The organism is Halorussus lipolyticus (genome assembly GCF_029338375.1).
Taxonomy (GTDB): domain Archaea; phylum Halobacteriota; class Halobacteria; order Halobacteriales; family Haladaptataceae; genus Halorussus; species Halorussus lipolyticus.
In genome coordinates this window covers 2,298,452-2,322,666 of record NZ_CP119804.1, presented here as the reverse complement: position 1 = coordinate 2,322,666, position 24,215 = coordinate 2,298,452, and the positions used below count along the sequence as shown (strand labels likewise).

22 protein-coding genes and 2 tRNA genes are annotated in these 24,215 nt (G+C 62.8%); 11 read left to right on the top strand and 13 right to left on the bottom strand.

Annotation, left to right across the window (positions count from 1 at the left end):
- Positions 1–46 precede the first annotated feature (46 nt).
- From hutH to hutU, 4 genes are read right to left on the bottom strand one after another with little or no spacing between them, the layout of a single operon-like run.
- Entirely contained in the window at positions 47–1,681 is a 1,635-nt protein-coding gene (hutH, locus tag P2T57_RS11760; protein WP_276299405.1) for a histidine ammonia-lyase, read from the bottom strand.
- Entirely contained in the window at positions 1,674–2,918 is a 1,245-nt protein-coding gene (gene hutI / locus P2T57_RS11755) for an imidazolonepropionase (RefSeq protein WP_276299404.1), read from the bottom strand. Before hutI ends, hutH begins: the two co-directional genes overlap by 8 nt.
- Complete coding sequence (gene hutG, locus P2T57_RS11750) at positions 2,915–3,889, bottom strand: formimidoylglutamase (RefSeq protein ID WP_276299402.1); 975 nt, start codon at positions 3,887–3,889, stop codon at positions 2,915–2,917. The genes hutI and hutG overlap by 4 nt, the downstream gene beginning before the upstream one ends.
- Positions 3,886–5,706: a urocanate hydratase gene (hutU, locus tag P2T57_RS11745; RefSeq protein WP_276299401.1), complete on the bottom strand. Its 1,821-nt coding sequence runs from the start codon at positions 5,704–5,706 to the stop codon at positions 3,886–3,888. Before hutU ends, hutG begins: the two co-directional genes overlap by 4 nt.
- Before the next feature lie 87 nt (positions 5,707–5,793).
- Between hutU and P2T57_RS11740 the strand changes: the two genes are divergently transcribed.
- Positions 5,794–6,438, top strand: coding sequence for a helix-turn-helix domain-containing protein (locus P2T57_RS11740; protein WP_276299400.1), 645 nt, complete (start codon positions 5,794–5,796; stop codon positions 6,436–6,438).
- On the opposite strand, the gene P2T57_RS11735 is transcribed toward P2T57_RS11740, so the two are convergent.
- The 3 genes from P2T57_RS11735 to P2T57_RS11725 all read right to left on the bottom strand — a co-directional run bounded on the left by P2T57_RS11735 (position 6,439) and on the right by P2T57_RS11725 (position 9,888).
- Positions 6,439–7,269 (bottom strand): mechanosensitive ion channel family protein, encoded by an 831-nt coding sequence (locus P2T57_RS11735; protein ID WP_276299399.1) that lies wholly within the window; start codon positions 7,267–7,269, stop codon positions 6,439–6,441.
- 161 nt (positions 7,270–7,430) lie between these two features.
- Complete coding sequence (locus P2T57_RS11730; RefSeq protein ID WP_276299398.1) at positions 7,431–8,465, bottom strand: cytochrome d ubiquinol oxidase subunit II; 1,035 nt, start codon at positions 8,463–8,465, stop codon at positions 7,431–7,433.
- Positions 8,458–9,888: a cytochrome ubiquinol oxidase subunit I gene (locus P2T57_RS11725; protein ID WP_276299397.1), complete on the bottom strand. Its 1,431-nt coding sequence runs from the start codon at positions 9,886–9,888 to the stop codon at positions 8,458–8,460. Before P2T57_RS11725 ends, P2T57_RS11730 begins: the two co-directional genes overlap by 8 nt.
- Before the next feature lie 261 nt (positions 9,889–10,149).
- On the opposite strand from P2T57_RS11725, the gene P2T57_RS11720 reads away from it, so the two are divergent.
- The gene (locus P2T57_RS11720) at positions 10,150–10,560 is read left to right on the top strand and encodes a DUF8146 domain-containing protein (protein WP_276299396.1); all 411 of its coding nucleotides are present in this window, start codon (positions 10,150–10,152) and stop codon (positions 10,558–10,560) included.
- Between the two features lie 4 nt (positions 10,561–10,564).
- Here P2T57_RS11720 and P2T57_RS11715 read toward each other — a convergent pair whose 3' ends face one another.
- Entirely contained in the window at positions 10,565–11,020 is a 456-nt protein-coding gene (locus P2T57_RS11715) for a DUF5814 domain-containing protein (RefSeq protein WP_276299394.1), read from the bottom strand.
- A gap of 182 nt (positions 11,021–11,202) precedes the next feature.
- Here P2T57_RS11715 and P2T57_RS11710 point away from each other — a divergent pair.
- A tRNA-His gene (locus P2T57_RS11710) sits at positions 11,203–11,275 on the top strand.
- Positions 11,276–11,710: 435 nt separating this feature from the next.
- On the opposite strand, the gene P2T57_RS11705 is transcribed toward P2T57_RS11710, so the two are convergent.
- Positions 11,711–12,391, bottom strand: a complete 681-nt coding sequence (locus tag P2T57_RS11705; protein ID WP_276299393.1) for an SOS response-associated peptidase — start codon at positions 12,389–12,391, stop codon at positions 11,711–11,713.
- Complete coding sequence (locus P2T57_RS11700) at positions 12,391–13,578, bottom strand: CBS domain-containing protein (protein ID WP_276299392.1); 1,188 nt, start codon at positions 13,576–13,578, stop codon at positions 12,391–12,393. Before P2T57_RS11700 ends, P2T57_RS11705 begins: the two co-directional genes overlap by 1 nt.
- Before the next feature lie 193 nt (positions 13,579–13,771).
- On the opposite strand from P2T57_RS11700, the gene P2T57_RS11695 reads away from it, so the two are divergent.
- Positions 13,772–14,935 (top strand): RNA-guided endonuclease InsQ/TnpB family protein, encoded by a 1,164-nt coding sequence (locus tag P2T57_RS11695; RefSeq protein WP_420028494.1) that lies wholly within the window; start codon positions 13,772–13,774, stop codon positions 14,933–14,935.
- A gap of 88 nt (positions 14,936–15,023) precedes the next feature.
- On the opposite strand, the gene P2T57_RS11690 is transcribed toward P2T57_RS11695, so the two are convergent.
- Together P2T57_RS11690 and P2T57_RS11685 are read right to left on the bottom strand one after the other, a co-directional pair.
- Entirely contained in the window at positions 15,024–15,470 is a 447-nt protein-coding gene (locus P2T57_RS11690; RefSeq protein ID WP_276299390.1) for a hypothetical protein, read from the bottom strand.
- Positions 15,471–15,557: 87 nt separating this feature from the next.
- Complete coding sequence (locus P2T57_RS11685; RefSeq protein ID WP_276299389.1) at positions 15,558–16,010, bottom strand: winged helix-turn-helix domain-containing protein; 453 nt, start codon at positions 16,008–16,010, stop codon at positions 15,558–15,560.
- Between the two features lie 359 nt (positions 16,011–16,369).
- Between P2T57_RS11685 and P2T57_RS11680 the strand changes: the two genes are divergently transcribed.
- Positions 16,370–16,744, top strand: coding sequence for a cupin domain-containing protein (locus P2T57_RS11680; protein ID WP_276299388.1), 375 nt, complete (start codon positions 16,370–16,372; stop codon positions 16,742–16,744).
- Positions 16,745–16,750: 6 nt separating this feature from the next.
- Here P2T57_RS11680 and P2T57_RS11675 read toward each other — a convergent pair whose 3' ends face one another.
- Positions 16,751–16,927: a hypothetical protein gene (locus P2T57_RS11675; protein ID WP_168215847.1), complete on the bottom strand. Its 177-nt coding sequence runs from the start codon at positions 16,925–16,927 to the stop codon at positions 16,751–16,753.
- A gap of 216 nt (positions 16,928–17,143) precedes the next feature.
- Between P2T57_RS11675 and P2T57_RS11670 the strand changes: the two genes are divergently transcribed.
- The 6 genes from P2T57_RS11670 (at position 17,144) to P2T57_RS11645 (ending at position 24,209) form a co-directional block, all read left to right on the top strand.
- The gene (locus P2T57_RS11670) at positions 17,144–19,198 is read left to right on the top strand and encodes a DEAD/DEAH box helicase (RefSeq protein ID WP_276299387.1); all 2,055 of its coding nucleotides are present in this window, start codon (positions 17,144–17,146) and stop codon (positions 19,196–19,198) included.
- 89 nt (positions 19,199–19,287) lie between these two features.
- On the top strand, positions 19,288–19,584 hold the full coding sequence (locus P2T57_RS11665) for a HalOD1 output domain-containing protein (RefSeq protein ID WP_276299386.1): 297 nt from the start codon (positions 19,288–19,290) through the stop codon (positions 19,582–19,584).
- A gap of 80 nt (positions 19,585–19,664) precedes the next feature.
- The gene (locus P2T57_RS11660; protein ID WP_420028493.1) at positions 19,665–21,491 is read left to right on the top strand and encodes an SLC13 family permease; all 1,827 of its coding nucleotides are present in this window, start codon (positions 19,665–19,667) and stop codon (positions 21,489–21,491) included.
- 138 nt (positions 21,492–21,629) lie between these two features.
- Positions 21,630–21,702, top strand: a tRNA-Pro gene (locus tag P2T57_RS11655).
- Positions 21,703–22,386: 684 nt separating this feature from the next.
- Positions 22,387–23,046, top strand: coding sequence for a hypothetical protein (locus tag P2T57_RS11650; protein ID WP_276299385.1), 660 nt, complete (start codon positions 22,387–22,389; stop codon positions 23,044–23,046).
- The gene (locus P2T57_RS11645) at positions 23,043–24,209 is read left to right on the top strand and encodes an AAA family ATPase (protein ID WP_276299384.1); all 1,167 of its coding nucleotides are present in this window, start codon (positions 23,043–23,045) and stop codon (positions 24,207–24,209) included. The genes P2T57_RS11650 and P2T57_RS11645 overlap by 4 nt, the downstream gene beginning before the upstream one ends.
- Positions 24,210–24,215 lie beyond the last annotated feature (6 nt).

Sequence of the window (24,215 nt, the reverse complement as noted above, 5' to 3'; positions counted from 1 at the left end):
GCCGGAGCAGTTCGACCACGAAACTCGCCGCCGATTCGACTAATTGTCAGGCCAGCGATTCGTCGAGTGCGTCTTCGACTCGCTCCTCGAGCAGTCCCGACCAGACCAGCGCGTCGGCGCTCTCGATGTCGTCGTGAATCGGCCTGTCCTCGACCAGCGGCGGCACTACGTCCCGGACCGCCTGATACGCCGCGCCGGTGCCGACGCCGTGGGCGAGGTCCTCGTCTATGAAGTCCGCGGCCTGCGCGCCGCAGAGCAGTTCGATGCCGACCACCGTACTCGCGTTCTCGACCGCAGACCGAGCGTCGAACGCCGACTGGGCGCTCATGCTCACGTGGTCCTCCTGATTCCCGCTGACCGGCGTGTTGTCCATCGAGGGCCGCCCTGTCGCTCGATTCTCGTTGACCAGCGCCGCCGCGGTGTACTGGGCAATCATGTACCCCGAGCGCAGGCCGCTTCCCTCGGTCAGGAATGGCGGCAAGTGGGGTTCCTGCACGTTCGGGTTCAGCATCCTATCGACCCGGCGCTCGCAGATGGCCGCCAACTCGGTAATCGCGTTCGTGAGGTAGTCCAGCGGGAGCGCGAGCGGGTCGCCGTGGAAGTTCCCGCCCGATAGGACCGCGGCGTTCTCGGTCCCCGAAGCGCGCTCGTCGGCGTCCGCCGCGTCGAAGATGAGCGGGTTGTCGGTCGCGCTGTTCAGTTCGACTTCGACGGCCTCCCGGAGGTGGGCAATCGCGTCCCGGACCGCGCCGTGGACCTGCGGCAGGCACCGAATCGAGTAGGCGTCCTGCACCCGGTCGCAGTTGCGGTGGGACTCCACGATTTCGGACTCGGCGGTCAGTCGCTTGACGTTCCGGGCGCTCTCGGCGTGCCCTTCGTGAGGCCTGACTGCCGCAATCGACTGGTCGCAGGAGGCGGTGGTCCCCATCGTGACCTCGGTGGTGAGCGCCCCGGCCACGTCGCCGGCCCGGACCGCTCGCTCGGCGTCCACGACCGCCAGCGCCGCCAGTCCGACCGACAACTGGGTCCCGTTGATGAGCGCGATGCCCTCCTTCGCCCGGAGCGTGAGGGGTTCGAGACCGACCGCAGAGAGGGCCTCTGCGCCGGCCATGCGCTCGGTTCCCTCGGCCGTCTCGACTTCGGCCTCGCCCTCGCCGACCAGCACCAGCGCGAGGTGAGCGAGGGGTGCGAGGTCCCCGCTTGCGCCCAGACTCCCCCGAGATTTGACCACGGGGTGAACCCCCTCGTTGAGCATCCCGACGAGGAGGTCCACGACGCTCTCCCGAACCCCCGAGTAACCCTTGACTAAGGCGTTGAGTCGCCCCAAAAGCAACGCCCGGACCTCCTCGCGGTCCAACTCCCGGCCCGCCCCGGCGGCGTGGCTTCGGACCAAGTTCAACTGCAACTGCTCTACGTCCTCGCGGGGGATGCGCTGGTCCACGAGTTCGCCGAACCCGGTGTTCACGCCGTACACGGGGTCGCCGCTCTCGACGACCTCCTCGACGCGCTCGCGGGCGGTCCGGACCTCCTCGCGGGCCGACTCGGGCACGACGACTCGGGCGTCCTCTCGGGCGACCAGCGCCACGTCCTCCGGCACTAGACTCTCCCCGTCGGCGCGGACCGGTTCCGGGTCGGCGTTCGGTCCCGAGTCGGGGTCAGCGTCGGAATTCGAATCAGTCACGGTGAACCACCTCCCCGTCCTTCAGGACTGTCTCGACCGCGTTCACGCCGAAGTTGTAGGGCACGTGGACGTGGGTCGGCGCGTCGAGAATCGCCATGTCACCGGGCGACCCCTCCCGCAAGGTCCCGACCGATTCGGGCCGGTCGAGCGCGGCGGCCGCGTTAGTGGTCGAAGCCACGAGGGCCTCGGCGGGGGTCATCCCCATCTCGACGCAGGCCAGCGAGGACGCGAAGCCCATGCTCTGACTGTAGCAGTTGGGGTTGAAGTCGGTCGCTATCGCCACGTCCGCCCCGGCCTCGATGAACTGCCGGGCGTCGGCGTACTCCGCGCCGAGGCCGAAGGCGGTGCCGGGGAGCAGGACCGGCACCACGTCGGATTCGACTAGCGCAGAGATGTCCTCGTCGGTCGAGTGGAGGAGGTGGTCGGCGCTCGTCGCTCCGACTTCGGCCGCCAACTGGGTCCCGCCGATGTGGGCCAACTCCTCGGCGTGGACCTTCGGGGTCAGTCCGGCCTCCTTCCCGGCTTCCAGCACTCTGCGGGACTGGTCCACGTCGAAGACGCCCTCCTCGCAGAACACGTCGCAGAACTGGGCGATGCCCTGCGATTCGACTTCGGGAATCTGGTCGTTCACGACCTCCTCGACGTACTCGTCTGTCTCCCTGTCCTCCGGCACCGCGTGGGCACCCATGAAGGTCGGAACCACGTCCACCGGATGCGAATCGTCCGCTCGGTCGATGATGTCGAGCATCCGGAGTTCGGTCTCGGTGTCGAGACCGTAGCCGGATTTGACTTCGACTGTGGTAGTCCCGTGGGCCAGCATCGTGTCGAGGTGCCCGAGCAGGTTGTCGAGCAGTTGCTCGTCTCCCGCCTCGCGGGTCGCCCTGACGGTCCGGAGGATGCCGCCGCCGTCTTCGAGAATCTCCTGATAGGTCTTGCCCCGCAGTTTGGCCTCGAACTCGTCGGACCGGTCGCCAGCAAAGAGGGCGTGAGTGTGCGGGTCCACGAACCCCGGAATCACCGATTTGCCGGTGGCGTCCACGTCGTGGACCGCGTTCTCCGGCGGGAACTCGCGGGTGACGGGACCGGTCGGGCCGACCCGAGCGACCTTCCCGTCTTCGATTGCGATGGCGGCGTCCTCGTAGATGCCGAGGTCGTAACCGCCCTCCTCACCTTCGGCCTCGGTTTCTTCGAGCGTGACGATTTCGGCGGCGTCGTGGACGACTGCCGTGAGCGTCATCGCTGACCCTCCGAGCGGTGGGACCGACTGGATTCCTTCGGCCGGGCACTCAGCAGGTGGGCGATTGCTCTCGCTCCGGCGGTCGCGGTCAGGTTCGCGGTGCCCGATTCGAGGCCCGGCGCGCACTCCACGACCTCGAACCCGGCGAGTCGGTCCTCGGCACCGAGCAGTCGGAGCATCCGGAACAGTTCGCGGGTCGTGATGCCGCCGGGAGTCGGCGCGCTCACACCGGGTGCGGCCGAGGCCTCCAACACGTCCAAATCCACGCTGACGTAAATCTGGTCCACGTCGCCGAGCGAATCGAGCGCCCGGTCGATTGCCGCCACTTCGTCGTCGCCGACCTCCTCGGCCGTGACCACCTCGCCGCCCTGTCCGCGGACGTACTCGGCGTAGTTGGTCGAGGTCTCGAAGTGCCGGGCACCGACGCAGGCGTAGGCATCGAGACCCTCCTCGTAGAGTTGGCGGTAGGGCGTCCCGCTGGTCGGGTCGTCGCCGACCTCTCGAACGTCGAGGTGGGCGTCGAAGTTGAGGACGCCGAGGGTGTCCTCCTCCAGCAGGGGGACAGCGTTCGGGTAGGTCATCGAGTTGTCGCCCCCGAGGAAGACCGGGAAGGCGTCGGCGTCGTGGACCTGTTCGGTGATGGTCCGGACGCGCTCCTGCAGGTCGGCGACAGAACCAGAGTCCTCCTCTCCGTCGCCGAGGGTCACGTCCCCGAGGTCCGCGATGGACCCCACCGGCCCGGCGTCGAAGTGGTGGGTCTTGGTCCCGGCGAGGTGCTGGCGGAGCGCCGCCGGTCCCTCGCTCGCGCCCTTTCGACCGATGACCGCCCGGTCGAACGGTTCCCCGACCAGCACGGCGTCGAAGCGGTCGGCCTCAGCGATACTCGCCAGTTCGACCACGTGGCCGAACTGCTCGTCGTTCGAATCGTTCGAGGGTCCCATCCAATTGAAGGTGTGTTCGCACTCAGTCATTCGTGGTCCCGCATCGGTACCGCGACGTTCGACTCGTCGGCCTCTGCGAGCGCCTCGTCGTAGCCAGCGTCGGCGTGGCGAATCACGCCCATTCCGGGGTCGGTGGTGAAGACGCGCCGGGCCTTCTCCTCGGCGAGGTCCGACCCGTCCAGCACGACGTGGTTGTTCGTGTGGAGCGCGTTGCCGATGCCGACTCCGCCGCCGTCGTGGACCGACACGATGTCGGCCCCGGCGGCGCAGTTCAGCAGGGCGTTCAGAATCGGCCAGTCCGCGATGGCGTCAGAGCCGTCTTTCATGGCCTCTGTCTCGCGGTTCGGACTCGCCACGCTCCCGGCGTCCAAGTGGTCGCGGGTCACCACGACTGGGGCCGAGATTTCTCCCTCGGCGACGAGTTCGTTGATTCGGAGCGCGAACCGGGCGCGCTCGGTCAGATTGTCCTCGTCGTCTCCGCCGTCTCCGTCATTCCCGTCTCCGCCGTCTGCCTGATAGCCCAACCAGCAGACGCGAGAGGGGAGTCCTTGGAACTCGACCTGCTCTTGGGCGAGGTCTATCCAGCGATGGAGGTGGTCCTTCTCGGGGAACAGTTCCTTGACGGCCTCGTCGGTTCGATGGATGTCCTCGGGGTCGCCCGACAGCGCGGCCCACCGGAAGGGTCCCTTCCCTCTGCAGAACAGCGGTCGGATGTAGGCCGGGACGAATCCGGGGTAGTCGAAGGCCTCCTCCAGATTCCGGTGTTCCTTCACCTGCCCGCGGATGTTGTTGCCGTACTCGAAGGCAATGGCTCCCTCGTCCTGCATGTCGAGGATTCCTTGGACGTGGCGCTCCATCGTGTCGAGGCTTTCTTCGACGTACTTTTCGGGATTTTCGTCTCGGAGTTGGTCGGCCTCGGCCACGGTGTAGCCCGAGGGGTAGTAGCCTTCCAACTCGTCGTGGGCGCTTGTCTGGTCGGTGATTACGTCGGGGACGAAGCCGCGTTCGAGCATCCCTTCCAGCATGTCCGCGGCGTTGATGTGGACGCCGACCGAGTAGGGTTCGCCTTTCTCGGCGGCCTGTTTGGCCTTCTCGATTGCCTCGTCCAAGTCGTCGGTCTTGTCCTGACAGTACCCGGTCTCGATTCTGCGGTCGATGCGCTCCTCGTCTACTTCGGCAGAGATGCAGACGCCGTGGTTCATCGTGACCGCGAGGGGTTGGGCACCGCCCATGCCGCCGAGGCCGCCGGTGACGACGATTTTGCCTTCGAGACCGTTCCGGTCGGGGTAGTGCTGTTCGCCGAGTTCGGCGAGGGTCTCGTAGGTCCCTTGGATGATTCCCTGTGTGCCGATGTAGGCCCACGACCCGGCGGTCATCTGGCCGTACATGATGAGGCCCTTCGCTTCGAGTTCGTGGAAGTGTTCCCAGTCGTCCCACTTGCCCACGAGGTTGGAGTTGGCGATGAGGACTCTGGGGGCTTTCTCGTGCGTCTCGAATCGACCGACCGGTTTGCCCGACTGGACGAGTAAGGTCTCGTCGTCGTCCAGTTCGCGGAGTTCGGCGAGGAGGGCGTCGTAGGCGTCCCACGACCGGGCGGCCCGACCGGTGCCGCCGTAGACCACGAGGTCCTCGGGTTTCTCGGCGACTTCGGGGTCGAGGTTGTTGTTCAGCATTCGGAGGGCGGCCTCCTGTCGCCACCCCTCGCACTCGATGTCGGTGCCGGTCGGCGCACCCTGATACTCGCGCCACTGGTCGCTGGGTTCGCCGACGCTCCACTCGGACTCGCCCGTGGCCTCGTCGGCCTCGCCGTCTTCTTCGGCTTGCTGTTCCGGTTGGCCTTCGCTCATACCATACTGTTCGGGCGCGAGAGGCAAATACCTGAATACCACCTTTTGGAGGGGGATTTAAATACTATCACCGCCGAGTGTGGGTCGATGCACGAAGCGGTCCTCGGAATCGAACACCCCGGCGCGTACTCGTCTGCCACCGCGGGCACCGACACCACGGTCGAACTCTGGTGCAACGACCACTGCGACCTGCTTCACGTCGGCGGGTCGGAGGCCGAATCGGTCGTCGCCCACGTCGAGGACGCGGTGGGCGTCCGGGAGCGAATCGCGGAGGGCGACGAGCGCCTGCTCATCACCGACGCCTGTCTGAAAGAACACGGCGACGACCCAATCGAGGCCACGCTGGCCGAACACGACTGTCTCCTCGTGCCGCCCCTGCGGTACGCCGAGGGCCGGAAGTGGTGCCGGGTGCTGGCGCTCGACGCCGGGAACCTGACCGCGTTCTACCGGGACGTGTCTGCGGAGTTCCCGGTGGTCGTGGACTCGAAGCGCGAGGTGGCGTCGGTCCGGGCCGACCGGCCCCTGCTGACCCTCGACTCGGCCCTGCCGGACCTCTCGCCCCGACAGCACGAGGCCCTGCTGACCGCGGTCGAGATGGGCTACTACCGGATTCCCCGCGACGCGACTACCGCCGAAGTTGCCGGCAAGTTGGGCGTCGAGCGCCGGACCTTCGAGGAGCATCTTCGACGGGCGGAGAACAAAGTCGTCGCCGGGTTGGCACAGTACCTCTGACTACCCGCTTTCGGGCAGTTCGATGCCGTCCTCGTTCAATCGGCGGTTGACCCGCTGGAAGTACTCCGACCGGATGGTCACGAACGCCTCGCGCGAGGGCTTGTCTATCCAGTAGCGGGCCTGCACGCCGGCCAGACCGTTGTCGAGTTCGGTGACTCGGGCCGTCGGCGTCGGGCGGTCTAACACGTCGTCGTGAGCGCGGGCCTCCTCGACGAGGACCTCGGCGACGTGCCCGAGGTCGGCGTCGTCGCTGACGTGGAAGGTGTGCGAGACCCTCCTCGGGGACTTTGCGACCGCGTTGACCACCGCGTTCGTGGCGAGTTGGGAGTTCGGCACGGTCAACAGTTCGTTGTCGAAGGTCCGGACGCGAGTGACGCGGAAACTGATGTCCTCGATGATGCCCTCCTTGCCCTGCCAGCGAATCCAGTCGCCGATGTTGAACTTCGGGTCCGTGACGATGAACACCCCGCCCACGAGGTTGGCCGCGATGTCCCGACTGGCGAACCCGACAGCGACGGTCAGCGCCGCGATTACGGTCGGCGGGATGGACAGCAGGTAGCCGTAGCCCGTGGCGTCGAGCGCGAGGCGGAGCGCCGCCAGAACCACGGCGACGTGGATGGTCTTGACCGCCGCGCTGGCGATGGTCTCTTGGATTCGCTGGATGCCGAGCGCGCGCTCGACTATCGGCAGGACGACTCGCCGACCGATGGCGTACAGGACCCCGAAAAGGACGACGAACAGCGCGAAGTCCCAGAGCAGTTCGAGGTAGCCGCCGATGGGGAGGTCCGAAAACTCCACCTGAAGAACGCGCACAACGTCCGAGACGGTCACTTTGAGCCACGACGACGGGAATCGGCTTAAAATCGGTGACCACCGGTCGGTGTCCCGTTCGTCACGTCCGCGAAGTCGGCTCCCCGCTCGAAGACACAATCAGTCACTCTTAAAAATCTTATACGTTTCTAAAGCAATTGTATAAATTTCTTTACGCCGATTCAGTACGACTCCTCGACGTCGATTGGACCACTGAACGCCGAGTAGAGGACGGCGAAGTAGGTCAACACCAGCGGAATCAGGAGCGCGGCCCCGACGGTCAGCAACTCGACGGCGGGCGCGCCGATGATGGCCTCCTCGACGGTCAGGCCGGTCAGGGGTTCGACGGTGGGGTACAGCAGGACCGCCACGAGCGCGACGAACGCGCCCGTCATGCCGCCCGCGGTTCCGAGCGCGACGTAGGGTCGGTCGCGCCGCGCGGCGACGACGAACCCGACGCCCAATGCCACCGACCCGACGACCAGTGCGACCGGGCCGGGCGCGACCAGCGCGTCCCGAACCGCGGGGCGGAGCGCGAGCAGACCGAGGAGGACTACGACCAGCGCGAGGTAGGCCGCGGCGGCCCGGATTCCGTAGTCGGGCATCTCGTCGGCGAGCGGTCCCGTCGTCTTCAACCGGAGGAAGGCCGCGCCTGAGGCCACGTTGAGCGCGACGAGCGCGAGACCAGCGACCACCGAGGCGGCGGCGATTCCATCGACGCCCAACAGCCAGTTCGCTGTGAAGATGCCCAACAGGAAGGGCGCGCCGACGCTCCCGACGACGAACGCCCGGCCCCACCACGTCTGCCATCCCTCGGTCTCGCGCTGTTCGTAGAACTCCGGGGCCATCCCGCGCAGGATGAGCGCCGCGAGGACGCCGAACAGGAGCAAGTAGTGGCGACTGAACAGCGCGGCGTACACCGCCGGGAAGGCCGCGAACAGCGACCCGCCGAAGACGACCAGCCAGACCTCGTTCCCGTCCCAGAAGGGGCCGATTGCCGCCAGACACTGCTCGCGCTCGTGGTGGTCGTCTCGCAGGGCGAAGATAGCCCCCACGCCGAAATCCCACCCATCGAGGAACAGGAAGATAGCGAGGAAGGCAAACACCACGACGAACCAGAGGTCTCCGAGGGGAACGCCGAACCAGACTGTCTCCAGCGGGACTCCCGTTTCGAGCGAGGCGAGACCGGTCGCACTCGGCGCAATCGCCTCAGTCATCCTCACCCGCCCCGGCGGATGCCGGACTCGGCGCGTCTCGGTCGGCGGCCTCCTCGCGCGGGGCCGGGCCGCGCCGAATCAGTCGGCCGATGACGTAGGTGTACAGCGACAGCAGGACGAGGTAGCCCCCGACGAACCCCGCGAGCGTCAGGGTGGCCTCGGCGGCCGTCAGTCCCGGCGAGACGCCCTCGGTGGTCTTCATCACGCCCTGAATCACCCACGGCTGGCGACCGACCTCGGTGACTATCCACCCCAACTCGACGCCGACGATGCCCAGCACCGACGACGCCATCAGCGCCTTGTGGAGCAGGCGGTCCTCGTAGAGGTCGCCGGTCCACCACCGATAGCCCGCCCAGAACGCCAACAGCATGAACCAGAAGCCCATCGCCACCATCGCCCGGAAGGACCAGAAGACGATGGCGACCGGGGGCGACCCCTCGAACTCGTTCAGGCCGGTAATCTCGGCCTGCGGGTTCCCGCCCGAAGCTAACCACGAGGCTCCTCCGGGAATCCCGATGCCGAAGATGTCTTTCGCCCGCGGGTTCAGCAAGTCGTCCACGCTGGTCGGGAAGGCGATGATGTACTCCGGCACGTAGCTGTCGGTCTCCCAGACCGCCTCCATCGCGGCGAACTTCTGGGGTTGCGTCTCGGCGACGTGCCGACCGTAGGCGTCGCCGTGCAGGACTTGAAGCGGCGCGGTAACGATGAGGACGACCAGCGCGATTTTCAGCGTCGCGCGCCAGAACTCCCCGTCCAAATTGCCCTCGTCCACCACCCCGAGATGCCGCCGCCGGTAGACGTGGTAGGCCGCAATCCCGGCCATGAACAGCGCCACCGAGAGAACCGCGGCGTTCTGCATGTGGACGAACATCCACGGGAATCGGGGATTCGCATACGCCGCGATTGGGTCGGTCAGCAGGATAGTGAGTTGGCCGCTCTCGCGGGCGACCTCGAACCCTCGCGGGGTCTGCATCCACGAGTTCGCAACCAGAATCCACACCGCCGACAGCCACGTCCCCAACCCCACCATCACCGACGACACGAAGTAGAGCCTGTCCGAGACGCGCTCTCTGCCAAAGACGAACACGCCGAGGAAGGTGGCTTCGAGGAAGAACGCCATCATCCCCTCGACCGCCAAGGGACCGCCGAATAGCTCCCCCGCCGCGGCCGAGAACGCCGCGAAGTTGGTGCCGAATTCGAACTCCAGCACAAGCCCCGTCACCGTCCCGACCGCGAAGCTCACGGCGAAAATCTTGGTCCAGAACCGCCGGAGCCGTTCGTAAAGCTCCTCGCCGGTCCGAATCTCCTTCCACGTGAAGTAGACGAGGAAGGGGGCGAGACCCATGCTCATCACCGGGAAGATGATGTGGACGACGGTCGTCACCGCGAACTGGAGTCTGCTCGCGGTCGCCGGGTCTACCATCGTCTCATCACCCGTCTCGGTCGTTCACCGCCGAGGGCCAGTCGTTCAGAAACGTTCACAAGCGCCACTACGATTTCGACGCTCAAGAAGAGCAACCCCGTTCTCGGCCGAACAGAATCGGGACGCAACTCAAGTTCGTGAAGACCCATGGCCCGGCCGAAACGACTCCGGTAATCCGGACCGCCGATGCACCGATTCGCCGACGATTCAGCCCGCGTCTGACGAACCATTAAGTAGTATCGCGCGCGACGTGTCACAAAGATGGGCAACAAGAACAAGACGATTTCCTTCCGGGTCAGCGAGGAGTCCTTCGAGACGCTCCGGGAGATAGCCGAGGAGCGCGACCTCTCGCTCTCGGCGGTGTTCCGCGACTACGTGGACATGCTGGTCGCCCACGACGGCCGGGTCAAAGTCGTCCCCGAAAGCGAGTTCGGCGACGACGCCGAAACTGACGACTTCCCGCCCAAGGTCGAGGTGCCCAAGAGCTTCGTCCGGGAACACGAGCGCCTCGAACTGGAGGCCGACCACCTCCGCGAGCAGTTACAGGAGTACAAGCAGTACGTCAACCACCTCAAAGCCCAACTGGACGACGACGAGGACGTAGACGAAGTTGTCCAGCTAGAGGACTTAGACGAGGAACTGGAGTCCGACGAGACGTATCGACTCGGCTGAGGACCTATCCCGACAGGTTTCGCTTCTTCCGGCGAGCGTTCTCCGTCATCTCGCTGTCGCCCTCCACGTCGGCTAGCTCCTCGACTGCTTCCAGCGTCCGGACCGAGTTGTCGAGGAACGAGAGGATGTCGCCGGGGTAGGCGTAGACCATGTAGTCGTCGGTCATCACGTCCACGATGGTGTCGGGACCCATCCCCTGCTCGCGGAGTTCCAGCAGGTAGCGCATGAATTTCTCCTCGGGGCACCCGCAGTAGGGGTTCGACTGGCAGTCGCAGTCGAGGAAGTCCTCGGCGAAGTCCAGCACGCGCTCTTGGGTTGTGTCGTCCAGTTGGGCGAGGTTGTTCCCCTGAAACAGCATGTCGAGAGTCGCCCCTTTGAACGCTCCCTTGGGGATGTTGGTCTCCAACTGGGACCCGATTTGGCGGTGGTTCTTGACGTAGATTTTGTCGGTGACGGCCACGCTTGGGCGTCGATTGGGCGCTCGCGCTGAAAAGCATGTCGTCGGGGCGGCCCCGATTCGCTCCGACCGGCCCACCGCTTCTGGGCAACCCCTCCGTTTCCATTGGAGACTGTCACCCCGTCCCAGTATCGCGCAGAGTCGTAACGTATTTTAATTCGCGGGCCACTACGTCTACCTGCGTGTCCGGGTTGGGGTAGTGGACTATCCTTCAGCCTTGTGGAGGCTGAGACGCGGGTTCGATTCTCGCACCTGGACTCCCAAATTTTCCACGGTTTCGAGCCTGATTCCTTCTGACTCCGACGAACTGTCGGTTTAGGTTTCCCGTTTTCGCTCGAAGCCCTCGACAGCGACTGTTTCAACCGTTGCAAAACGAGTTCAGACCGCTTCTGACTCGCTCACAGTCGCCTCCTTCCGGCCGGAACACGGCCCATAACAAAGTCCGAACCCGCCAAAGAAGCAGACGCGCCCGACGGCTCGGGCGCAGAGCGTGCAAGCATACGGCCCTCCCCGGCGATGCCGGAGGCTCTGGTGGCGGGCTGGCCTCCCGCCGTCGTGTCACCAACCCTCCCGCGAAAGTTCTCGTCCCGGTGGCCGTCAACTCTCGCTATCTTCCTTTCGGCTTTGCGACACTGCGGTCCTCGATTGCCGTCTTCCGGTTCTTTCTTCCAACTTCCAATTTTTGCGACCGGGCTAAAATTCGTCCAGTCCCGTCTGTACGTCGTCCTCGGCCGGGACCTCCTCGATGACCTCCGGCGAGTCGTTTCCGGGGTCGTTGACCGCCGAGGAGACCGGGTAGGCGCGCATCTCGTCGGCAGGGTAGGGGTCCAGCAGGTCGCCGAGGACCTCCGGGTCGGATTCTCGAAGCCAGCGGTCTTCCTCGTCGCGGTCAAGCATCACCGGCATTCGGTGGTGGACCTCCTCGACCACCGCGTTCGGTTCGGTCGTGACGATGGTGAACGTCGCGTTTCGGGTATCGGTTTCGGGTTCCCAGAGACCGGCGAAGGCGAAGGGATTCCGGTCTTTGCGCTCGATTCGGTAGGGCTGTTTCCCGGTCGGGGTCGGCTTCCAGTCGTAGAAGCCGTCGGCGAGGACCAGACACCGACGCTCGGCGAAGGCCTCGCGGAAACTCGGCTTCTCGGCCAGCGTCTCGGACCGGGCGTTGATGTGGCCCGACGAGGGCGCGTCGTCCGACCACTGCGGAACCAACCCCCACGTCGGGAACTGAATGGCGTCGAGTGCGTCGTTCCGGACGACCGGGTGTTTCTGTCCCGGCGAGACGTTGTATCTGGGTTCGAGGGGTTCGGTCGGTTCGGCGTCGAAACGTTGTGCTACCGCCTCGGCCGGCGCGAACAGCGAGGTTCGCCCGCACATTATCGGGAGAACTGTTCGGTCTCTTTGACTGGCTGTTCGGTCGGCGTAATTCGGTCGGCGCGGCCGCTCTTCTGGATGATGTTGAACGCGGTCATCAGGTCGGTCCGGGAGACCAGACCCGCGAGTTCGCCGTCGGCGTCGATGACCAGCAGGCGGCCGATGCCGTGCTGTTGGAGTTTCTCGAATGCGCTCATGGCGTCGTCGGAGGCCGGAATCGTCTTCAACTCGTCGGACATCACGTCGCCCACCGTGTAGGCCTCGCGCTCGACCTCAGAGACCTGCCGGGCGTCGTCCAGCGTGACCATCCCGACCAACTGGCCGTTCTCCACGACCGGGTAGCCGGTGTGGCGCTGGCGGAACATCGTTTCCATCAGGTCGGCGACCGAGGTATCGGGCGTGACGGTCTTGAGGTCGTCCTCAGCGGTCATCACGTCCCGGACGCGAACGTCCCGGAACGCCGCGTTCATGACCGTCTGCTGGGCCTCGCTGGTCGCGCCGATGTAGATGAAGAAGGCGATGCCGATGAGGATGAAGTTCCCCCCGAACAGGCCGAACAGGCCCAACAGGATGGCGAATATCTTGCCGACCTCGGCCGCGGTCTGGGTGGCCTCGGAGAACGGCCGGTTTCGCGCCAGAAGTGCCCGGAGGACCCGCCCGCCGTCCATCGGGAACCCCGGCAGGAGGTTGAACACCGCGAGCGTGAGGTTCATCAGCGCGAGGTAGCCGAACAGGAACTTGACGGTCGGCAAGCCATCGGGGACCACGAACAGCGCGAGGAACGACCCGACACCGAGCGCGATGCTGACCGCGGGACCAGCGATGGCGATGAGCAACTCCTGCTTCCAGTCCTCGGGTTGCTCGGTGAGTTGGGCGATGCCGCCGAAAATCCAGAGCGTGATGGAGTCGATGGGGAAGCCAAAGCGCATGGCCACCAGCGAGTGGCCGAGTTCGTGGAGGACGACCCCGACGAACAGGCCGATGGCGGCGAGCGCGCCCAGTATCCACTCCAGATTCCCGGCGGTGAGCGCCGCGCGGTCCAAATCGGTGTTCCAGAGGAGATTGAGGTTATCGACCCAGAGACCGACCTGTGAGCCGATGAGCCACGCGAACACCGGCAAGATGAGCAGGAAGGTCAGGTCGAGTTTGATGGGAATTCCGAACGCTCGCCCGACCGTGAAGCTTCTCATACCTATGCGTAGCGGTGGCAGACTATTAACGGTAAGGTCGCCCCGGTTCCGGCCGGTAGTTTTGGCAGTTGGCCAACCCGATTGACTTAGCCCTTGCGGCCAAGCCAAAGTATTCAAGAGGCCCCCTGAGACACAGACGTACAACGTGGCAGACACCGAATATTGCAGACGAACGGCAGTCACCGGACTTTCCGTGTCTCCGACGGACGCCACACGGCTTCGTGAGTTGGTCGAGGAGTGGAAACGCGGTTGCCAACTCGCGGTCAACGAGGCGTGGGGTGTCTGTCACACGAGAAGCGAAGTCCAACAGTTAGCCTACGACCGCCTGCGAGACGAGACCGACCTCGGAAGCCAGCACGCGGTGTTGGCGACCCACCGCGCGGCCGAGGCCATCAAGCGCGCTCGGGACGGCGACGGTTCGAAGCCCCAGTTCACCAGTCCGACCGTCGCGTTCGACACCCGGACGATGACGGTGTTCGACGACCGGTCGGTCAGTCTCACCACGACCGGCGAGCGCGTCCGGTGTGACCTCGAACTCCCCGCCGACGGCGGCTATCAGTCCCGGTATCTGGACGACGACGACTGGGAACCCGCCAAGAGTACCCTCCACTACCGAGACGGCGAGTTCACCTTCCATCTGGGATTCCGGACGCCGAGTCCGGACATCGACCTCCCGACCGAGGGCGCGACGGTGCTTGGCGTCGATTTGGGCGTCGAAAATCTCGCGGTGACGAGTACGGCCGAGTTCTTCTCCGGCGGCGAGTTGACCCACCGCAGAGACGAGTTCGAGGAACTCCGCATGGACCTCGAAGCGACCGGCACCAGAAGCGCGGCCCGGACGCTCCGGCAGGCGGGCAATCGCCTCGACCGGTTCGTCCGCCAGCGCCTCCACGAAGTCGCCAACGACATCGTGGCCGAGGCCGACCAGTACGACTGCGAACTCGTCGCGTTCGGCGAACTGAGTGAGGTCTGCGAACTCACCCCCGAGACTACCGCCTACCACGAATGGCTGTTCGACCGACTGCTGTCGTTCGTGGAGTACCGCGCCGCGGAGCGAGACATCGCGGTCGTGGAAGTGAACCCCGAGTACACCAGCCAGCGGTGCATGGAGTGCGGGTTTACCCACCCGCAGAACCGGAATCTGGAGGACAACCAGTTCGAGTGCCTGAAGTGCGAGGCCTCGGCCCACGACGACTACAACGCCGCGAAGAACATCGCCTTCCGGTGTGTGCGGCGCGGGCCGCTGTCGTCGCGAGGACTGGGGGCGTCGGCGTGCGCGCTTCAGTCGGGGCTAGTGACGCCTGACGATGGCTTTACGCCGTATGCTGAGTTGTCGGAAGCTCCTCGGTCGGATTAGTAACGAGCGAGACGACTGAGGAACTCGAAGGACGTACTGACGTTTCAGCGGCCGAAACTGAGTTTTCCGGTCGTGTGGCTTCTTCCGGTCAACTCTGAGTGGAAATCGGTCTCGGGAGATACGTTCTGGTCTCGTCGGCAATCATCTCCACGAACCACCCAGTCAGCGTTCCGATATACGGGTCGTCGATGCTCTCGTACGTCGGCGGCGGGACGATGTGGGCGTGTGAGAGGGGATATACGCACCACGGAGAGACGTAGGAGTCCTTCGGGATACCTCCTCGTACCCAGTATCTCTCCTTCAGGGGGTGAGAGACGAGCCAATCAGTCGTCGTAATCCCGGCGACGAGATACTGTTTCGGATAAAACGGGTGTCCGCTGTTCGATAGAACCACACATGGGCGGGGCTTGACATCGTCTCCCTCAATTTCCACCGACCCGTTTTCGGCATCGACGGCCTCCTTCGCCCGTTTCGTCGGCCAAAACGGCTCGATACTCCAGACGACATCTCCTCGTTCGTATCGACGTATCGTCATGGTCCTCGTCACATACTAGACAATGTGACTATACGTAAATAGCACAAGTGAGTCGTACGATGAGTGGTCGTCCCCGGTATAGAATCGTCAATTCCACCCTTCGCTGGACCGATTTTGACCGCCATCCGAGTACTCCCGTGCCGAGTTTGCAGATTGGCCAGAACTTTCGCTCTCGGGATATTCTGCGGCGGCGTCAGCCCATTCCTCTGCTTCGTCCTCGTCCTCGATGAAAGGAGTCTCGTCGTCAAACCCTGCCTTTGTGGACTGTCGGATGCTACCCTTATCGGCCAACTCCTCCAATCGCTCCTCGTCTCCGGTGAGCGCCCAGTAGTTACCTCGGTGTTCGACAAAGCCTCGGTTTTTCAACCGTGAGAGGTTCGTGCTGACGGTATTCGGATTCCTGTCGATAGCGTCTGCAATCTCCTGACGAGTAAACGCGAGTTCGTCGTGGTCGGCGAGATGCCGGATTATCGCCTCTGCTGTCGAATATTCGGTGTCGGACGCTTCCGAAGCGTTGAACTCGTCACGAGTGATAGGCATGGCTCTGTCCCGTAAGTCTGTATGGTGTACTCTATGAAAAGTGTACTGGTGAAAACTACTTCGAGGACCAACTCGCATGACGTCCGCACCTCGTCTTCCCCACCCTCCTGTGCTTCTCCCTCGTCGCTTCGCTCCTCGGTGCGATGCTCGTCCACCGGCAGACAACCCACGTCTGCCGAGCAGTCGGTCACCGACGACCTCGCACGCGAGGCGCGACATGGGTTGCGCCCACGCGCGCCAACCGCAAAGCAATCTAGAAGTATGCTAAAGACAATAGAAGGATTCTTAAATAATCCTTTGAATTTCCTTACCTCGCTCGCTGACGCAACTTTTTACGACTCCCGCGCGTAGCCTCGGCCATGAGTCAGCAACCCAAGCCACTGATTCGCCGGAGCGACGACATCGAGTACGAGGAGGTCGGCGCGGCCGACGGCATGCGCAAGGGCGTCCTGATAGACGAGAGTCGCGGCGCGCCCAACTTCGCCATCCGGCGGTTCGAACTTGACCCCGGTGCGGAGGTGCCCGAACACACCAACGAGGTCGAACACGAGCAGTACGTCCTCTCGGGGGAGTACACTGTCGGCATCGATGGCGAGGAGTACACTGTCAGCGAAGGCGATTCGCTCCTCATCCCCGCGGGCGTGGTTCACTGGTACAAAAACGAGGGCGACGACCCCGGCGCGTTCCTCTGCGCCGTGCCGAACGGCGACGACGAGATAGAACTGGTCGAGTAGAACCGCCTACTCGTACTCCGGAAGCGAAACGAGGGCCTGAATGTCAGCGGAAATCCACGCGTCGGCGGCCGACTGGTCCTGCATTCGGACCGTCGGCTTGCCACCCGCGTCGTCCTCCTCGATTTCAAGCGTCACTTGTTCGTCAAACCGCTCGGGTAACCGCTTGTTGTGTCTCCCCCTCATACGTAGTCGTGCTGTGCGCACTCGGCGCTTGCCACGAGACGGCCTTTGTTATTTGCCGGTTGCCGAACCGGTATTACCGGAATAACGCGCCGACTCGGCGGTTATTGCGAGCTTAACCGCGGGTATCGGCGCGTTTCCTCGCGCTTTCCGACGAGTCCGGCGTCTCGAACCTGCGGTTCCGAACCGCTCAAATACCGCGAGCTATTACCCGAGGACGTGTCGAAGCAGGTCCCGCAGGTGGACGCGCTGTTCCTCCACGAGTCGGCCGGCGATTACGTCGCCGTCGTGAATCGGGACGGCGAGCGCGTCTTCCAAGCCAAATTAGATTTGAAGGAGACGAGCGCCGGGCCGCGACCCGGCAGGTTCCGCGTCAAGCGCGGCACGAGCGAGGAGCCTCGTAGCCCCGACCAGTTCGTGGAAATCGCGCGCCGAGCCAACCGCATCCGCATCTCCGAGCAGACCCGGAAACCCGCCCGCGAGGAGCTACAGGAGATGCTCGACGCCTACCAACTCGACTCGAAGGTGGTCCGCACCTGTCGGTTCTGCGCGTCGAGTGGCCACTACACGCCAATCACGAGCGAGACGGCGGTGGACGCGGGCGACGAGTATATCTGCCCCGACTGCGCCAAAGACGAGTTGGAGCGCCAACTCGCCTTCGAGGGCGACATCACCAGCGCGGCCAAGGGCCGACTGGAGGACTTGCTCTTGGAGGTCCAAGATTTAGAGCGCATCACCAACCTGCTCAAGGGGCAACTCGACCCCGACCTCACCAAGTTCGACGAGATAAGCGCCAACGTCGAGGACGTGGACAACATCGCCGTCGAGAGCCTCGACCTCCACCCCGGCATCCAGAACCTGCTGGAACCCCGGTTCGAGGAGTTGCTCCCGGTCCAGAGCCTCGCGGTCCAGAACGGACTGCTCGACGGCGACGACCAACTTGTCGTGAGCGCCACCGCGACCGGAAAGACGCTGGTCGGCGAGATGACCGGCATCGACCGCGTGCTGAACGGGCAGGGCAAGATGCTCTTTCTCGTGCCCCTCGTCGCGCTGGCCAACCAGAAGCACGAGGACTTCGAGGACGAGTACGGTGACCTCGTTGACGTGACCATCCGGGTCGGCGCGAGCAGGGTCCGGGACGACGGTCACGCCTTCGACCCGAGCGCCGACGTTATCGTCGGCACCTACGAGGGCATCGACCACGCGCTCCGGACCGGCAGGGATTTGGGCGACATCGGGACCGTCGTCATCGACGAGGTTCACACTCTCAAGGAACAGGACCGAGGCCACCGCCTCGACGGTCTCATCGCGCGACTCAAACACTACTGCGAACAGCGAGCGAGTCGGCGCGACGAGTACGGCGGTGCCCAGTGGGTCTACCTCTCGGCGACGGTCGGCAACCCCTCGGATTTGGCCCAGTCGCTCGAAGCCAACCTCGTGGAGTTCGAAGAGCGCCCGGTCCCCCTCGAACGCCACGTCACCTTCGCCGACGGCCAAGAGAAACCCGACATCGAGAACAAACTGGTCAAGCGCGAGTACGACACCAAGTCCTCGCAGGGCTACCGAGGCCAGACCATCATCTTCACCAACTCCCGCCGGCGGTGTCACGAGATTTCCCGCCAGTTGGAGTACAGTTCCGCGCCCTACCACGCCGGCCTCGACTACGGCCGCCGGAAGAAGGTCGAACGCATGTTCGCCGACCAAGACCTCGCGGCGGTCGTCACGACTGCGGCGCTCGCCGCGGGGGTTGACTTCCCGGCCTCGCAGGTCATCTTCGACACGCTCGCCATGGGCATCGAGTGGCTCTCCGTACAGGAGTTCCACCAGATGCTCGGGCGGGCGGGTCGCCCCGACTACCACGACCGAGGGAAGGTCTACGTCCTCGTGGAACCCGACGCCTCGTACCACAACAGCATGGAGATGAGCGAGGACGAAGTGGCGTTCAAACTCCTGAAAGACGAGATGGAGGACGTTCAGACCCTCTACGACGAGAGCGCCGCGGTCGAGGAGACCCTCGCCAACATCACGGTCGCTGGCAAGGGGGCCAAGCGCCTCGGCGACCGGATGATAGGCGAGATTCCGACCAAGCACGCGCTCGGCAAACTCCTCGAATACGGCTTCATCGAAGGGTTGGAACCCACCGACCTCGGCCGGGTCGTCACAAGTCACTTCCTCGCGCCCGACGAGGCGTTCAAGATTCTCGACGGGATTCGCAAGGAGAAACATCCCTACGAAATCGTCGCGGAACTCGAACGCCACGGCGAAGACGAGTGACCGACGCCGACGGCCTCTGAATCGGTGTTGCGAGCGTCTGACGCTCGTCTGCCGGGATTTGATATGGAAGTCTATCGAATAGTGTATCAATGTCAACGGTGGAAACCAAGCAATCGCGTGGGAGTTCGATTCCGGTTCACGAGGCCCATCACGACCCTGACGGGGAGGGGGTCGTCAGCGAGACGGTAATCGAGGCCGTCGCCACTGCCGAGGCGGTAGACCCGACCGACTGCGACCTCGGTCTCTACGGGGCGGTGGACCTCGAATCGCTCGACACGCTGTTCGCGCGTCGGTCCGGCGATGGACACTGGCGCTTCGAGTTCTCGGTCGAGAACTGGACGGTCGTCGTGGAAGGAGACGGTCGGGTCGCAGTCTTCGAGGCCTGAGGCGTGGTCGTCGGGTCGTCCCCGGCCTCTCAGACCGCAGTCGTACCCTTTTTGCCCTCCCCGCGGCTTGTAGTCGAAACGTGGCACTCTCGCTGACACCGGCAATCGGCGTCGTCTTCCTCGTCGTCCTCACAGCGCTAGTGCTGTTCGCCACCGAACCGGTCCCCATCGACATCACCGCCATCGGCATCATGGTGGCGCTGATGGTGCTGGAACCGTGGACCGACGTGCAACCGGCGGAGGGCGTCTCGGGGTTCGCCAGCACCGCGACCGTCACCGTGCTGGCGATGTTCATCCTGAGTTACGGGGTCCAGCGCACCGGCGCGGTCCAGATTCTGGGCCGGAAAATCGCGGCGTTCACCCGCGACGACGAGACCCGACAACTCGGCGCGACCATCGGCGTGGTCGGGTCGATTTCGGGGTTCATCAACAACACCGCGGCAGTCGCCATCCTCCTCCCGATGGTGACCGACCTCGCCCACGAGGGCAAGACCTCGCCGTCGAAACTGCTCCTCCCGCTGTCCTACGCTTCGATGTTCGGCGGGACGCTCACACTCATCGGGACCTCGACCAACATTCTGGCCAGCGACCTCTCGGCCCGCCTCGCCGGTGAGTACCCCGACTTACACGCCTTCTCGATGTTCGAGTTCACCTCGCTCGGCATCCTCGTCTCTATCGTCGGCGTGGCCTACCTGATGACGGTCGGCCGATGGCTCACTCCCGCCCGAATCCCGCCCAAAGAGGACATCACCGCGGAGTTCGAGTTAGAGGAGTACCTGACCGAGGTCTCCGTGGACGAGGATTCGCCGCTGGTCGGCCAGACCGTCGCCGATGCGCTCGCCGGCACCGACTTCGACGTGGACCTCGTGCAACTCATCCGCGGGGGTCAGACGTTCGTGGAACCGCTCGGGCCGAAAGAGATTCAGGCCGACGACATCTTCGCGGTCCGGACCGACCGCGACACGCTCTTGGACCTCATCGACACCGAAGGCTTGTCGCTGATTCCGAACGTGGACGTGACCGAGGAGGAACTGGAGAGCGCCGACGCCGACAGCAACCTCGTGGAGGTGGTCATCGCGCCGCGGTCGTCGCTGGTCGGCGAGACGCTGGCGACGGCGAGTTTCCGCGAACGCTACGACGCCACGGTGCTGGCCCTGCGGCGGGGTCCGGAGTACATCCGCAAGCGAATGGACCACGCCGAACTGCAGGTCGGCGACACCCTGCTGATTCAGGCGACCCCCGACAGCATCTCCCGACTCAACGTCAACCGCGACTTCATCGTCGCGCAGGAGGTCGAGCGCCCGGACTACCGCGAGTCGAAGATTCCCCTCGCCATCGGTATTGTCGCGGCGGTAGTCACGGTTGCCGCACTCGACATCTTGCCCATCATGGTCTCGGCGCTCGCCGGCGCGCTCGTGATGGTCCTGACGGGAGTCCTCAAACCGCCGGAAGTCTACGACGCCGTGGAGTGGGACGTGATTTTCCTGCTGGCCGGCGTCATCCCGCTCGGCATCGCCATGGAGCAGACCGGCGCGGCCAGTCTCATCGCGGACCTCGTGGTCCTGTCGGGCGACTTCTTGCCGCCCATCTTGGTTCTGGGCCTGTTCTACGTCGTGACCGCGGTGCTGACCAACATCGTCAGCAACAACGCCAGCGTCGTGCTGATGATTCCGGTCGCCGCGGAGGCCGCTCAGCAGTTGAACGCCAACGCCTTCGCGTTCGTGCTGGCGGTCACGTTCGCGGCCTCGACGGCCTTCATGACGCCCGTTGGCTACCAGACCAACCTGTTCGTCTACGGTCCCGGCGGCTACAAGTTCACCGACTACTTCCGTGTCGGCGCTCCGCTTCAGTTAGTGTTCGCAGTGGTGACGACGGTGGGGATTGCGATGATTTGGGGCGTGGCGTAGGTCCTCGGCGCCACAGAATCTTTTGATGTTGTTAAAGAATCATATAAGTTTGTTTAGCAACGAATATGGATTCTCCAACTTCTATCGTCCGGCACAAACGAAACTCTTTACATGGACTGGCGCGCTACTATCATGTGCGGGACCGTAGGGTAGCTTGGTATCCTTTCGGCCTTGGGTGCCGATAACCCCGGTTCAAATCCGGGCGGTCCCATCCAGTTTCTGCACGGTTCTTAGCCAACACATTTGGTGTTTTGAGCGGCTGTATCGCTTATTTTCTCAGATTCGGGGTTTGGAGCGTGTTTCGTTGAGTGCGCGGCCCATCCAACTGCTGGATGGGGGTCGCTTCTGTCGTGCCTTCTCTAATGGCCGACGGGGGAGAGGCTGAAAATCAATCGGCGGTTGAGCTAGGGGAGTGCTGTAACTTTCGACGTAGACTTAACGCTCAGAGAATGTGTGCTTATAGGCTATTCAGTCATGGTCCAGTCGAAGGAGTCGTCCTGGCCAATTAGGGTCGTATCGTCTGATTCGCTGTCGACTCGGAGGTGAAAGCAGGTAGGAGTTAACGTGGTGAATTCAGGCTACAGGATGAGCCGTGATGCGTTACGCTCTACTACCAAGATATTATAATGATTCAAATCATAAGAAATCATCGACCGAGACAGAATAGTATCTCGATGAATGGGTAATTTCCGACTACAGATTACATCATAGAGTTCCCTGCGGGGTAGTAGCTAAGTTCATCGGGTTGCTAAAATATTGTCTATCTTATAATAATGGTGAAGAGTTGCGCGACCGAGTGGTTAGATAATAGGAAAAGAGTTTACTGGCCCGAATTAATTATCGGCTACAATGGTTGGAAACAGGAATCTGGAATTGTCAACTGAACGGAGTTTTTATGAGTAGTCCGGTTGACGCTCCTCGAGACTGTGAGGAAGTTCTCTCACGGTTTATCACCAAATCTGGATTCAAAGCACTTCGAAATCTGTTCGATGTAGACGGTGGTGGGCAGAGGTGGATCACATTAGGTACAGATGAGCGGATTCTACGTTTCTTCGGTATTACTGATGAAATTGAGGACTTCTGTGATAGTGTAGATGGGAATTACAATGCAGCACTTGACGCAGAACTTGAGGGTTCGGACCAGGATTCTGTATCCTTTAGTGTCGAAATGGAACCCATTGATAGTATTGACCTTCCTAAGTCGGAAATTCAGCTCAAATATACTGTCGCAAGACCATGGCAAATCCCTGTGACATCGCCTCCTGAGTTGTGGGTGGATGATGACTATATGCCGACCGCAGATGATTTTGGAGGATTAGATTTTATAGAGGATGATTACTATACGAACGCTCAGCAAGATCCACCGTTGATTTACTTCATCAGAGACGCTGCTGGGAAGTTCCACACCCGGACTATCAGGAGTGTAACCGAGGATACGATCAAGGCTTATCCAAGCTTGCTTCAGGAGTGTTGGGCTCGTTACATTGACGCAAATGGGAGGGGTGACAATACCGCTTTGGTTAATTTCCGCCAGAACGATGTGAGAACTCTATGACGAGAAATGTCCCTACCTCCGAAGTCCTTCCAGAAGAACTCAAGGTTTTGCGCCGGCTAAACGAGTCACCGAATGTGCTCCTTCGTGGCCCTCCAGGCACAGGCAAGACGTTCACGATGCGTCGGCTCAAAGCGAGACTTGACGCTGGTACTCAATTATTCGATGCATCGAAAGCAGAGAATCCATTTGATCTTGGCATCCCGGACTTTCGGGGCGAGACGCGAACGGAGTGGCTCACGTTCCATCAGAGCACGGAATACGAGGACTTCGTCCTTGGGATGCGACCGCATCCGAGTGGTGGAGGTGGAGTTAAGTTAGAACCGCGGGCTGGAGTGTTACTGTCGTTGGTCAACCATGTTCGGGAAGGGAATAGTGGCGTCATCTTCATTGATGAACTTAACCGGGCGAATGTCTCGAAGGTCTTCGGGGAGTTCATATCAGTGATGGAAGCGGATAAGCGTCTTGACTGGGACGAAAACCCGACAGACAGCTCCATTTCGTTTACGTTACCGCAACTGAGTGAAGGTGACCCTATTGAGGACCCGATGGGTGACGACTCCATAGATGACTTTGAGCGCCCATTTTACCTTCCGCAGCAGCTTTACATCGTGGCCTCAATGAATTCGTTAGATCGGTCGACGGCACCCCTTGATTCGGCACTTGCTCGGCGTTTTAGCCAGATTCCGTTTAAACCGGATTATGACCTGCTCAGCGAATGGGTCGAAGTAAAAGCAGATGACTCCGCGGAGTGGCTCTCTGATTCACCGGATGAAACGAGTGTTGGTGAACTTGCGACAGCACTACTATACCGGGTCAATAGACTGCTTGCAGCAACACTGGGTCAGGACTTCCAACTCGGGCATGGATATCTAGACTCGTTAAAAGAAGATCGAGATGAGGAAGCCCAGCTGCGCAAACTTGCGGAGGAATGGGATGGTCGGATTTTCCCGAAGCTACAGGAACTGTTTCGTGGGCGGGAGAAACAGCTACAGCCGATTTTACGAGTGGAAATAAACGAAATCTTCCAGCCAGACACCCCTTTCGAGTCGGAATTAGATCAGCTCGGTAAGGACGCTGCCATTGCGACCCCGTCGTTGTCTTCTATCGATGACGACGAGCAACTTCGGCGAATCCTCTGGATTTTGGCTGGTGGAAGCCACTGACTCCGT

Coding starts and splice junctions, on each gene's coding strand:
- hutI (WP_276299404.1), bottom strand. CDS start 2,918: ATGACGCTCACGGCAGTCGTCCACGACGCCGCCGAAATCGTCACGCTC.
- hutG (WP_276299402.1), bottom strand. CDS start 3,889: ATGACTGAGTGCGAACACACCTTCAATTGGATGGGACCCTCGAACGAT.
- hutU (WP_276299401.1), bottom strand. CDS start 5,706: ATGAGCGAAGGCCAACCGGAACAGCAAGCCGAAGAAGACGGCGAGGCC.
- P2T57_RS11740 (WP_276299400.1), top strand. CDS start 5,794: ATGCACGAAGCGGTCCTCGGAATCGAACACCCCGGCGCGTACTCGTCT.
- P2T57_RS11730 (WP_276299398.1), bottom strand. CDS start 8,465: ATGACTGAGGCGATTGCGCCGAGTGCGACCGGTCTCGCCTCGCTCGAA.
- P2T57_RS11725 (WP_276299397.1), bottom strand. CDS start 9,888: ATGGTAGACCCGGCGACCGCGAGCAGACTCCAGTTCGCGGTGACGACC.
- P2T57_RS11720 (WP_276299396.1), top strand. CDS start 10,150: ATGGGCAACAAGAACAAGACGATTTCCTTCCGGGTCAGCGAGGAGTCC.
- P2T57_RS11705 (WP_276299393.1), bottom strand. CDS start 12,391: ATGTGCGGGCGAACCTCGCTGTTCGCGCCGGCCGAGGCGGTAGCACAA.
- P2T57_RS11700 (WP_276299392.1), bottom strand. CDS start 13,578: ATGAGAAGCTTCACGGTCGGGCGAGCGTTCGGAATTCCCATCAAACTC.
- P2T57_RS11690 (WP_276299390.1), bottom strand. CDS start 15,470: ATGACGATACGTCGATACGAACGAGGAGATGTCGTCTGGAGTATCGAG.
- P2T57_RS11685 (WP_276299389.1), bottom strand. CDS start 16,010: ATGCCTATCACTCGTGACGAGTTCAACGCTTCGGAAGCGTCCGACACC.
- P2T57_RS11680 (WP_276299388.1), top strand. CDS start 16,370: ATGAGTCAGCAACCCAAGCCACTGATTCGCCGGAGCGACGACATCGAG.
- P2T57_RS11675 (WP_168215847.1), bottom strand. CDS start 16,927: ATGAGGGGGAGACACAACAAGCGGTTACCCGAGCGGTTTGACGAACAA.
- P2T57_RS11665 (WP_276299386.1), top strand. CDS start 19,288: ATGTCAACGGTGGAAACCAAGCAATCGCGTGGGAGTTCGATTCCGGTT.
- P2T57_RS11650 (WP_276299385.1), top strand. CDS start 22,387: ATGAGTAGTCCGGTTGACGCTCCTCGAGACTGTGAGGAAGTTCTCTCA.
- P2T57_RS11645 (WP_276299384.1), top strand. CDS start 23,043: ATGACGAGAAATGTCCCTACCTCCGAAGTCCTTCCAGAAGAACTCAAG.